This is a genomic window from Mesorhizobium sp. M1A.F.Ca.IN.020.06.1.1 (assembly GCF_004023265.1).
Lineage (GTDB): Bacteria > Pseudomonadota > Alphaproteobacteria > Rhizobiales > Rhizobiaceae > Mesorhizobium.
The window spans coordinates 1-9,169 of record NZ_RZSR01000127.1 but is presented as its reverse complement, the minus strand read 5'-3'; the positions used below and the strand labels follow the sequence as shown (position 1 = coordinate 9,169).

Here is a 9,169-nt window from a genome sequence, read left to right as displayed (position 1 = left end):
TCTGTGACCGGCGCGCGCACCGCGCTGAGCTGGCCCCTGTAGCGGCGCTCGCCGGCGCCGATGACGAAGCCGGTGGTGACGGGTGTCTCGCCATTGGCGTCGAGCCGGGCAAAAACGTCGACGACGTTGAGGTCCAGCGCCAGCTTGAGGTCCTGCCTGCCGTCGTCGCCCGGCGCGTTCGGCAGCTGGCGCCTGACCAATTGCTGGAACGGGGCATTGAAGGTCAGGATCTTTTTCGACGAAGACAGCGCGAAGGCGGGCGAGGGGCAGGCGACCAGGATCGCGTTGATGGTCCGGATCGAAGCGAGCTTGCGCAGTTCCATGCTTTCCTCGGCGAGGCCGCGCATGCATGCGACCCGGATCGCCGATGTGAGATTGCCCTGGTCGGGATGATTTTCGGCGATCTCCGCGACCAGCATGCCGATCGTGCATTTGCGGCTTTCGGCCATCTGCTTCAGCGACACCCAGAAGGCGCGCTCCAAACGGATGCCGCGGCGCACGCCGCCACGCGCCACGACGCGGAACTCCGGGCCGAAATCCTCGGCTGCGAGCGGCGGCAGCAGCCGGTCGCGCGGAGTGTCGGGGCGTGCGGCGCTATCGTTCACTCATCGCCTCCTGGCGCGCCTTGTTGATGGGCTTCAATAGATAGTTGAGGATCGTCTTGCGCCCGGTCTTGATATCGACCGAGCAGATCATGCCGGGGATAATCGAATAAGTCTTGCCGTTCCTTTGCAACGTGGATTTCTCGGTCGCGACGCGCACTTGATAGTAGGGCTCGCCCGTCTTCTGGTCGACCAGGCTGTCGGCGGTGATGTTGGAGACCTTGCCTTCGATGCCGCCGAAGATCGAGAAGTCGTAGGCCGTGACCTTGATCAGCGCGTCCTGGTCCGGCTGGATGAAGGCGACGTCGCGCGGCGAGACCCGCGCCTCGACCAGCAGCGTCTCCGAGGTCGGCACGATGCCGGCCACGACCGCGCCCGGCTGGACGAAAGCGCCGAGCGTGTTGACATCGAGCGTGTTGACGATGCCGTCGACAGGCGAGCGAATATCGGTCCGCGCCACCTTGTCGGTGGCGCCGCGAATGGTTTCGTCCACCACAGAGAGGTCCGCCAGCGCCTGCGTCAAGTCGCTCAATGCTTCCTGCTGCAATTGCAGGCCGAGCTCGTCGACTTGAAGCTGCGCCTCGGTGATGGCCGCCTTGCTCTTCTTGATGGTCTCTCCGGCAAGGTTGAGCTGCCCGCGCAGATCGGTCTGCTCCCGCTCGACGCGAATCTGTTCGGTCCTGGCCATCAGGCCTTTCTTGACCATCGATTCGACGAGCGCCGTTTCCTGGTCGCTGACGGCGAGGCTCTTGGACAGGCGGTCGGAATTGGCGGTTGCCTCGTCCAGTTCCTTCTCGCGCTGATCGAGACGCGACTTCAGCACCGACAGCTTGACTTGGAAGTTGTCCCGGCGCGCAACGAGCAGCTTCTGCTCGTTGTCGCAGATCTCCGGGGCAGTCTTCTGGATGTCGGACGGACAGGGGAACGCGCCCTCGAGATTGCCGCTCTGCTCGAATTTGAGCCTGGCAATGCGCGCCTGCAACGCCCGCGCCTTGGCCTGCTCCTCACCCAGGCTCGAGGTGTTGCCTGTGTTGTCGAGGCGGATGATCAGATCGTTCTTCCTGACGGTCTGGCCGATCTTGACAGCGATTTCCTGGACGACGCCGGCTTCGCTCGCCTGGATGATCTGCGTCTTGGAAGCGGGAATGACCTTGCCGTCGCCGCGCGCGATCTCATCGACCTCGGCAAAGGATGCCCAGGCGGTGAAGGCCACGAACAGTGCCCCTATGATGTATACGGACGCCGATGCGAAAAGCGGCGGCCGGTCGTCTTTTGCTAACATTCCCCAACGTCCCGGTCAGGCATTCGCCTTTTGCAATGCCTGGATGACTTGTTCCTTTGCTCCGTCCGCGACCACGCGCCCCTGCTCGATGACGATGAGGCGGTCGACCAGCTCCAGCATGCTGTAGCGATGGGTCGATACGATCAGCGTCGTGTTGCGGTCGAACGCCACCTTGAGCTGCCTGATCAACTGCCGTTCCGAGGCCAGGTCCATCGAACCCGACGGCTCGTCCAGGAACACGATTTTCGGCTTGGTCAGCAGCAGCCGCGCGATCGCCACGGCCTGCCTCTGGCCTCCCGACAGATTGGTGCCACGCTCGCCGACATTCATGTCGTAGCCGCGCGGATGGCGAGAGACGAAGTCGTCGACGCCCGCGGCCTTCGCCGCATCGATGATCTCCTCGTCGGTCGCGTCCGGCGCGGCCATCAGAAGGTTTTCCTTGATCGTGCCGGAAAACAGGTCGCCGGCCTGCGCGACGATACCGACCGCGGCACGAACTTCGGACGGGTGGTATTGGCGGATGTCGATGCCGTCGAGCAGCAGTTCTCCGGACGTCGGCAGGAACAGCCGGCCGATTAGGCGCCCCATCGTGGTCTTGCCGGACCCGATGCGGCCGATGATGCCGATGCGCTCGCCGGGGCGGATTGCAATGTTGAGCCCGTTCAGAACCTCGTTTTCGGTGCCTGGATAGGCGAACCCGACATTCTTGAACAGCATCGCGCCGCTGCGGATCGGCCGGTTGACGAAGCCAACCGTGTCGGGCCGGTCCTCCGGCTGCGACATGATCGTATTGACGATCCTGAGCGACAGCACGGCTTGCCGGAAGCGGGAGAGTGTGATGGCGATCTGGCCGAGCGGCGCGACCGCGCGGCCCGCCAGCATGACCGTGCCGATAATCGCGCCGGTCGAGACCTGGCCTTCCGAAAAGGCATAGGCGCCGGCAACCACCAGGGCGACGGTGACGAATTGCTGGATGGCGCCGGTGATGTTGCCGGCAGCGGCGGAAAGCTCCTTGATCTTCTCCGAGGTGTTGGCGGCGTTCTTCGAGTGCTCGCCCCATTTGCGCAGCAGATAGGCCTCGGCGCGCAGCGACTTGATCGTCTCCAGCGTGGAAATGGACTCGACCAGGAGCGCCTGGCGCTGGGCAGATTCGTTCATTGAGGCGGCGACCCGCCTGCCGATGCGCCTCTGTGTCACCAGACCGACAATGACGGCGATGACGAAGGCGAGCGCCGGTATGATCACCAGCCAGCCGCCAATGGCGTAGATGACCAGCAGGAAGACGAAGACGAAAACCGTGTCGATGAAGACGCTTATGGTATTCGAGGTGAAGAACTCGCGCACGAACTCATATTGTGTGACGCGGTTCGCGTATTCGCCGGTCGATCCCGGCCGCGCCGAAAGCGACGAGTTGAGCACTTTCTCGAACAGCAGATAGGAAATCCTGAGATCCGCCTTGCGCCCGGCATAGTCGATAAGCGAGGCACGGGCCGTCTTCAGCAACAGGTCGAACAGGATGGCCGCGCCGATCCCGAGCGCCAGCACCCAGAGCGTCGAGATCGCCTTGTTCGGCAGGATGCGGTCGTAGACGTTCATGGTGAAGATCGGCGAGGCGATCGCCAAGAGGTTGATGAAGACCGCCGACAGCACGACCTTCGAGTAGGTGCGCCAGAACGCCCCCATCGTTCCGGTCAGCCAATGGCGTCTTTCGATCTTCGGCGCCGTGCCGACCGTCATCTCCTCGGCGGTGTTGGCATAGGTGATCGAGAATGAGGCGCCACCGCTGATGTAGCTCTCGGCAAGCTCCGATTTGCCGATCGTGGTGCGGCCGTTTTCCTGCGGCGCCGTGAGGAACTGCCCGGTTTCCGTTTCGGCGAGCAACGCAACCGGCAGTTGGCTGGCGCGGAAGACGATGGCCGGAAGATCGACTCGGCCGCGCACGAAATCGCGATGGTTGAACGCCTGGACCTCGAGACCGATCCGTTCGGCCAGATGCCTGATGTCGTCCGGCTCGATGCGCGTGTCCGAAATCGGCACCCCGGCAAACAGCACGGTCTCGGCGCTCGGCCGGCCGAGATAGGCTGCAATCGCCGAGAAGCAGGCTTTGAAAGCCTCCTTGGGCGAGATGATATTAGGTTGCTGGTTCACGATCCGCCCGAAGGACCAGAGATCGATGCTTACATCGGCTACTTCTTCCTGACCGGCGCGAGGATGTCGAACGGCAGATCGTTCTTCTGCTCCGATGGTGTGCGCGCATAGGTTTCGGTATCGGCTGTCGCCGGCGTGCCGAATTCGCTGCGCGCGTAGGCGGCTGCCTGCTTGGCCGGCTGGATGTTCAGCGTCTTCAGCAACTCCCCGGTCGCGGCCAGCAGCCGGTATTGGGCAAACAGCGACGCGTAGGACGAGGTGTCGGCCAGCGTCGCGGTGTTGAAGCGCGTGTTCTGCGCATCGAGCACGTCGAGCAGCGAGCGCTGTCCGACCTTGAACTGCTCGCGGTAGGAGGCAACCAGCCTTTCGTTGGTTGCTGCCTGCAGGCGCAGCGTCTGCGCAAGTTCCGCCTGGCGGAAGCGGCGGTCCCAAGATGTGCGGACGGCTTCCTCGATCTCGCGCAGCACCTGATGCAGCGCAAGGCGCTGCTCGCTGGTGCGGCGGATCTGCTCCTGCTCGTTGGCTTTGTCGATGCCGCCGCGATAGAGATTCCAGCGCAGCACCACCCGAGCCTGCAGGTCGCTGGTGTCGCCGTCGTCGCCGTCGATGTCATAGCCGCCCCGCGCGACACCCTCGGCGGTGATGGTGGGGCCGTATTTCGCCCGCGCGGCGTCGACCAGCGACGCGGCCGCATCGATGTCGCTGTTGGCCATGTGGACGCGCGGATTGTTCTGTCTGGCAAGCCCGATCGCGTCATCGAGCGAGCGCGGCAGCGCGCCGGCCACATCGGCCGGCCGCGACGGGTTGGTCAGCGGCTTGCCGACATTCTTGAAGAAGCGGATCTTGGCCGCTTCCAGTTCCTCGGTCGCCTCCTGCATCCGCGCCTTGGCGGCGTAAAGCCGCTCCTCGGCCTGCTGCCGGTCGGCATCGTTGAGCGCGCCGCCCGCGATGCCTTGCTTGATGTCGCCGAGTATGGACTGATGGAAGCCGAGGTTCTTCTTCGCTTCGGCGACGATCGACGCCTGCAGCATGTATTCGAGATAGTCCTGGACGACGGCAAGCCCGATGAATTCGGACCGTTCCAGCACCCTGAAGGAAGCTCCGTCGACGCGCGAGGCCTGGCGGTTCAATTCGGCCCGTCTTGCGCCACTGTCATAGAGCGTCTGTGAGACGGTGAGGTCCGCTTCGTTTGGATAAAGCGCGTCATGATCCTCGTCGAGCGCTCGCCGGGAGTCGTTATCCAGACGGCGGACGCCGGTCGACGCTTCGAGATCGACGCTGGGAAGATAGAGCCCTTTCGCCTGGCGCAGCTCGAATTCGATGGCTTCGCGGTTTTCGATCGCCTGCCCAATCTCCGGATTGGATTCGACCGCGACTGCTACAGCTTCCTTGAGCGTGAGTGCGCTGGCGCTTCCGCAAGCCAGCATCGACACCGTCATGGCAAGCGCAAGGCGCCAGCCGACGGTCACTTTACCCGTCCTGGTCATTTCTACCCCGTGACTATCCCCGCGCCTTTTTGTTTTTGTCAGCGCTTATTTCGCCCAAGCCTGCCACCGGAGCTTGCAACCAGTATCTAGCAGATTTTTCGCGGATGGGAGGACTTATTGATTTAGAGCGCTCCAAAAGCGTGGATTCCAGCCATTAGTCCCGACCGATGTAGCAAAAATGGCACAGAAGACGATCGCCGCCGGGGGCGCCATTCAGTTGAAAGCGACCGCGAACACCATTTTCTCTAAATAAACAGTAAGTCCGCACAAAGGAATCGACCGAGGCGTCGCTCACCGTGCCAACTTTGGCGGTCAGATCGGCACTTGGCACGAACCGCGGCATCCGCCCTTCCTCCGGACATGGCCAAGGCTTTCAAACACCTGAAGGTTGCGGATCGTTGCGGGAAATCTGCGCCGGTCCTGCAAGACGTGCGCACGAAATTGCCATGGGTGGCTGGTTTTGTTGGCAAACGGGGATCGTTCCCTGTATTGCGGGCTGAAGCAAAGCATGGACGTTCTTGTATGACAAATGTCGCCCTGACCGGGCTTGCCCGCGATCTCGCCCGGCGCGCCACCGACGGCCGCCCCGTGCGCATCGGCGTCATCGGTTCCGGCGAGATGGGCACCGATCTGGTGACCCAGGGCATGCTGATGCCGGGCATTTCGATTGCGGCCATTTCCACGCGCCGCCCGCACACGGCTCGCGACGCGATCCGCATCGCCTATGGCGACGATGCAATGGCTGCAGAAGCCGAGACCGCCTCCAAGGTAAGCCAGGCGATAGAAAGCGGCAGGATCGCCATCACCTCGAATGAGATGCTGGTCACCAGCCCGCTGATCGACGTCGTCATCGATGCCACCGGCAAACCCGGCGTCGCCGCCGATTTCGACCTGATGGCGATGCAGCATGGCAAGCATCTGGTGATGATGAATGTCGAGGCCGACGTGACCATCGGCTGCTACCTCAAGCAGCAGGCGGATCGGCTCGGCGTCGTCTATTCGGTCGGCGCCGGCGACGAGCCGTCGAGCTGCATGGAGCTGATCGAGTTCGCCTCGTCGCTCGGTTATACCATCGTCTCGGCTGGCAAGGGCAAGAACAACCCGCTCAATCACGACGCCGTTCCCGACGATTATCGGGATGAAGCGCTGCGCCGGAACATGAACCCGCGCATGCTGGTCGAGTTCGTCGACGGCTCCAAGACCATGGTCGAGATGTGCGCCATCGCCAACGCCACTGGCCTGGTGCCCGATGTTCCGGGCATGCACGGCCCGAAAGCCGACCGTGATCAGCTGGCCAAGGTGCTCATCCCGCGCGAGGACGGCGGCATCCTGTCGAAGAAGGGTATCGTCGACTACACGATCGGCAAGGGCGTGGCGCCTGGCGTCTTCGTCATCGTCGAGGCGACGCATCCGCGCGTCGTCGAGCGCATGGACGATCTCCATGTCGGCCACGGCCCTTATTACAGCTTCTTCAGGCCGTACCACCTGACCTCGCTGGAGGTGCCGCTGACCGCAGCCCGCATCATGCTCTACGGCAAACCCGACATGGTGCCGCTGCCTAAACCGGTGGCCGAGGTCTGCGCGGTCGCCAAGCGCGACCTCGCCGCAGGCGAGATCTTCGACGCCATCGGCGAGACCTGCTACCGCTCCTGGACCATGACGGTCGCCGAGGCGCGCGCCAGCCGTGCCGTGCCGGTCGGACTGCTCGAAGGCGGCAAGGTCCTGAAGCCGGTCAGGAAGGGCGAACTCCTGACCGCCGACAACGCCGCGCCCGACAAGACGACCAAGCTATTTGCCCTGCGCCAACTGCAGGACGAGATGCTGTATGGCGTGAGGTCTACTTCCCCAGCTCTATCGATCTGAGCCGCGCCGCTTCCACCGCGTCGGTCAAAAGCTTCGTCAGCCGGTCTTCGCCCATCAGCACTGCAAGCGCTGCGGCGGTCGTGCCGTTCGGGCTGGTGACCTGCTGGCGCAGCACGCCCGGCTCTTCATCGCTTTCGGCGGCAAGCGAGGCTGCACCATAGACGGTCTGCAGGGCGAGCACTTTGGCTGTCTCGGCCGGCAAGCCGGCCTTCTCGGCGGCGACCGTCAGCGCCTCGATGAAATGGAAAATATAGGCCGGGCCGGAACCGGAGACCGCGGTCACGGCGTCCATCAGGCTCTCGTCGTCGATCGTCGTCACGACACCGCTCGCCGACAGCAGCTCGGCGGCGAACCGCCTGACGTTGTCGGGAACGAGCGGGTTGGAAAACACCACCATCATGCCCTTGCCGATCGCCGCCGGCGTGTTCGGCATGCAGCGCACGATCGGCGCGAGCCCGCCCAGGATCTCCGCGAAGGTCGCGACCGGCGTGCCCGCGGCGATGCTGACGAAGGTGGTCCTGCCGTCGCCGAAGCGCTTGTAGCTTGCGGTCACATCGCGGATGACCTGCGGTTTCACGGCGATGACGACGAGATCGGGCATGGCATCGGCGGGAATTGCGGATGCGTCGGCCGCGGCGCCGCAACCAAGATGTTCGGCTCGCCTGCGCAACTCGGCATTGGGCTCGACCACGAACACCGCCGACGGCTCGAGCTTGCCGGATTTCAGCCAGCCAGAGAGCATCGCGTAACCCATATTGCCGCAACCGGCGAGAACGAGCCTGATGGTCATCGAAACCTCCGCAAAGAGGGCTCTCCTTAGCCGCTCGCGCGGTTGCGGAAAAGTCCAGTCTCAAGGAGATCGATCGGCCAGATCAGTCGGGGCGGCGAGCCGAGAGAGGTCGCAGCGACACTTGTCGTAGGCCAAGCACGCTGCGGCCCTGCCGGCGATTCCGCGAGGCGGTGCGCGATCTGACCGAAAGCCGCTCGCGCCGCCGCTATTTCTAAAATACCCCGTCTTCGCTAAAAGCGGCCTTCGATAAGAGCAGCCGGTTTCGGGTTTACGGCATCGGACGACGTTTTGACGGGATTGCCCTGTCGAATTTTCGTGAAAATGCCGCGCGGCATTTGACCGCTTGCGCGCCGCGTTCGCGTGCCGACTGCTGGATTGAGGATCAGGGCTGCGTGCCAAGCGTGGCCGCGCAACAGTGTTGAAGGTGAATGATGGCCGAAGTGATCGACGGGAAGAGTGTCGCCGCAGACGTGGTATCGAAGGTCAAGGCGCTGACCGCCGAGCTTTCGGCCAAGGGCGCGACCAGGCCCGGTCTGGCGGTGGTGATCGTGGGCGAGGATCCGGCAAGCCAGGTCTACGTCGCCTCGAAGTCGCGCACGGCCAAGGAGTGCGGCTTCCATTCGCTCCAGCACACGCTGCCGGCTGAGACGACCGAAGAGCAGCTGTTGAAGACCATCGGCGATCTCAACGCCGACCCGTCGATCCACGGCATCCTCGTGCAACTGCCGCTGCCCGGCCATATCGATGCCGGCAAGGTCATCCAGACGATCGCGCCGGAAAAGGATGTCGACGGCTTCCACTTCATCAATGTCGGCAAGCTCGGCACCGGCGAGCTCGAGACGGCGTTCGTGCCCTGCACGCCCGCCGGCTCGATGCTGTTGATCCAGCGCGTGCGCGGCAAGGACCTTTCCGGCCTCAATGCCATCGTCGTCGGCCGCTCCAACATCGTCGGCAAGCCGATGGCCAATCTGCTGCTCGCCGCCAACTGCACCGTCAC

General features: G+C 63.6%; 7 protein-coding genes. 2 read left to right on the top strand and 5 right to left on the bottom strand.

Annotated features, from left to right (window positions below; translation table 11 throughout):
* From EOA60_RS08375 to EOA60_RS08360, 4 genes are all read right to left on the bottom strand, one after another.
* The coding region (locus EOA60_RS08375; protein ID WP_128311238.1) for a ribbon-helix-helix domain-containing protein at positions 1–605 on the bottom strand (605 nt) is incomplete at its 3' end.
* The gene (locus EOA60_RS08370; RefSeq protein WP_066989331.1) at positions 595–1,884 is read right to left on the bottom strand and encodes an HlyD family type I secretion periplasmic adaptor subunit; all 1,290 of its coding nucleotides are present in this window, start codon (positions 1,882–1,884) and stop codon (positions 595–597) included. The genes EOA60_RS08375 and EOA60_RS08370, both read right to left, overlap by 11 nt.
* Positions 1,885–1,899: 15 nt before the next feature.
* Positions 1,900–4,032 carry a type I secretion system permease/ATPase gene (locus EOA60_RS08365; protein ID WP_082953988.1) on the bottom strand — a complete coding sequence of 711 codons (2,133 nt, stop codon included), beginning with the start codon at positions 4,030–4,032 and terminating at the stop codon, positions 1,900–1,902.
* Between the two features lie 38 nt (positions 4,033–4,070).
* The gene (locus EOA60_RS08360) at positions 4,071–5,459 is read right to left on the bottom strand and encodes a TolC family protein (RefSeq protein ID WP_066989439.1); all 1,389 of its coding nucleotides are present in this window, start codon (positions 5,457–5,459) and stop codon (positions 4,071–4,073) included.
* Positions 5,460–6,041: 582 nt separating this feature from the next.
* On the opposite strand from EOA60_RS08360, the gene EOA60_RS08355 reads away from it, so the two are divergent.
* A complete protein-coding gene (locus tag EOA60_RS08355) occupies positions 6,042–7,382 on the top strand; it encodes an NAD(P)H-dependent oxidoreductase (RefSeq protein ID WP_127334885.1) in 1,341 nt (446 codons plus the stop codon).
* Here the strand turns inward: EOA60_RS08355 and proC are convergent.
* Positions 7,357–8,172, bottom strand: a complete 816-nt coding sequence (gene proC / locus EOA60_RS08350; protein ID WP_127248303.1) for a pyrroline-5-carboxylate reductase — start codon at positions 8,170–8,172, stop codon at positions 7,357–7,359. The two genes, EOA60_RS08355 and proC, sit on opposite strands and share 26 nt — an antisense overlap.
* 431 nt (positions 8,173–8,603) lie before the next feature.
* Here proC and EOA60_RS08345 point away from each other — a divergent pair.
* Positions 8,604–9,169, top strand: a 566-nt coding sequence (locus EOA60_RS08345) for a tetrahydrofolate dehydrogenase/cyclohydrolase catalytic domain-containing protein (protein WP_281060729.1), incomplete at its 3' end; no start/stop codon positions are given.